1 protein-coding gene is annotated in these 1,780 nt (G+C 69.0%); it reads left to right on the top strand.

Features of this window, described 5'->3' with window-relative positions:
* Positions 1–443 precede the first annotated feature (443 nt).
* Positions 444–1,490 carry an alpha/beta hydrolase gene (locus Dsi01nite_RS55045; protein WP_203854531.1) on the top strand — a complete coding sequence of 349 codons (1,047 nt, stop codon included), beginning with the start codon at positions 444–446 and terminating at the stop codon, positions 1,488–1,490.
* Positions 1,491–1,780: the final 290 nt, after the last annotated feature.

Raw genomic sequence — 1,780 nt, 5'->3', positions numbered from 1 at the left:
AGCGTCACCTCGTCGGCGCGGCTGGTGCATGTGCCGGCTCACCGGCCCGGTCATATCCCCTCGGCCCGCGTGGGCGGTGGCTGATGGCCACGGCCCGTTGCGCCGCCGCGTACGCGGACGCACCGGCCCTGGCGCCCGTCCCGCCACCGCGGTATGACCCCCGCCGGGCATCGGCGCGCCGGGTGGCTGCGCGAACTCATGGTGTCGGCCTCATCGAGTCGTTCGGCCGGTCGCTGGGGCTGGGCCGTGTTCAACCTCGTCGCCGTCGACCGCGGCGGACTGACCCTCGCGGGGCTGGTCAACGCGGCGGGCGCCGGGTCGCCGCGCTGCACGCCCAGCCCGCAGACGGCCCCGGCAATCGAACCGACGTGCGGAACAAGGAGAACGACAATGCTCGGTGATCTGAAGTGAATCGACAACCCCGTACGTTTTCCCGCCGGTGTTTGCATCGCCTGCTGATCATGCTGCCGGTCCTTGTCTCAGCAGCCATCGTGCTGACGCCCGACCCCGCGCAGGCGCATGAGCCAACCTGTCAGCGGCGGGACACCACCGTCACCCTGACCCCCGACAGCGCGGTGCGGTACCGGATCGCGGGCTGGATGTGCCGCCCGGCACGACCGACGAACACGGTGCAGGTGCTGATGTCCGGCTTCACCTACGACCACAAGTACTGGAGCCTGACCGGCAGCGGCCGCTCGTACGTGAGCGCGGCGCTGCAGGCCGGTACGGCGATCTACACCGTGGATAGAGTCGGTGTCGGCGTCAGTGACCGGCCGCCAGCGGACGAGGTCACCGTCTTGGCGGAGGCGTTCGTCGCTCACCAGCTCGTACAGCAGCTACGGCGCGGACCCAGCGGATTCCAGCACGTGATCGGGGTCGGGCACTCGTACGGGTCAGCCATCTGGATGATCGAGGCAGCCAACCACCACGACGTCGACGCCCTGATCCTGACCGGATACCTGCACCAAGCCAATCCGGTGCAGCAGGCCGCGGTCGCCGCCGGACTGCACCAGGCCAGCGAAGATCCCCTGTTCGCCAATAGCCCGCCGCCAGGCTACGTCACCACGAAACCCGGAGCCCGCGGCCGCAGCTTCTACTACCTGCCCGGCGCAGACAAAGCCGCGCTAGCCCTGGACGAACAAACCAAAGCAACCGGAACCAGCGGGCAGCGGGCCACCATGAACCTGGCCCGGGACCCTTCCTACAGCCGCAACATCACCGTCCCGGTGCTCCTCGTCGTAGGCGACCATGACGCCCTGTCCTGCGACATCGCCGCTGGCCTGCTCTGCAGCACCGCGAAGCAGGTCTGTGCCCGCGAGCGCGACTACTACCCGACGAACACCCCGGTGTACGCGGCCGTCGTGCCCAAGGCAGGCCACTCGATTAACGGTCACCGCACCGCGGCGGCGATGCAGTCCTCTCTCGTCGGCGCCTGGGCGCGCACCGCATTCTCTCATCATGCGGTGGCCTGGTCGAGGTGCCAGGCGTAGCAGCTCGCGCAGACCGAGACCTGTCCAGGCGGTAGGCGTCCGATCGCCTGCACCGCGCTCACGTTCCTCGGCGCCGATCACCGGACGGCCCGCGCCGTACGACCACGTTTCCACTCGAACCCCCGCAACCCGGAGTTATCGCGATGACCACCCTCCAGCACGGCCCTGTCCGCCTGGCAATCACCGACGAAGCCGGCACCGTTGCCGCCGTCATCGCCCACGCGTTCGCACCACTGGACGTATGTCAATGGCTTGTGCCCGTCGACGCGCAACGCGTCTCGGTCCTCACC

The organism is Dactylosporangium siamense (genome assembly GCF_016862795.1).
Taxonomy (GTDB): Bacteria; Actinomycetota; Actinomycetes; order Mycobacteriales; family Micromonosporaceae; genus Dactylosporangium; species Dactylosporangium siamense.
Note: the sequence above shows the minus strand (reverse complement) of the source record. Positions and strands in the feature narration are given on the sequence as shown.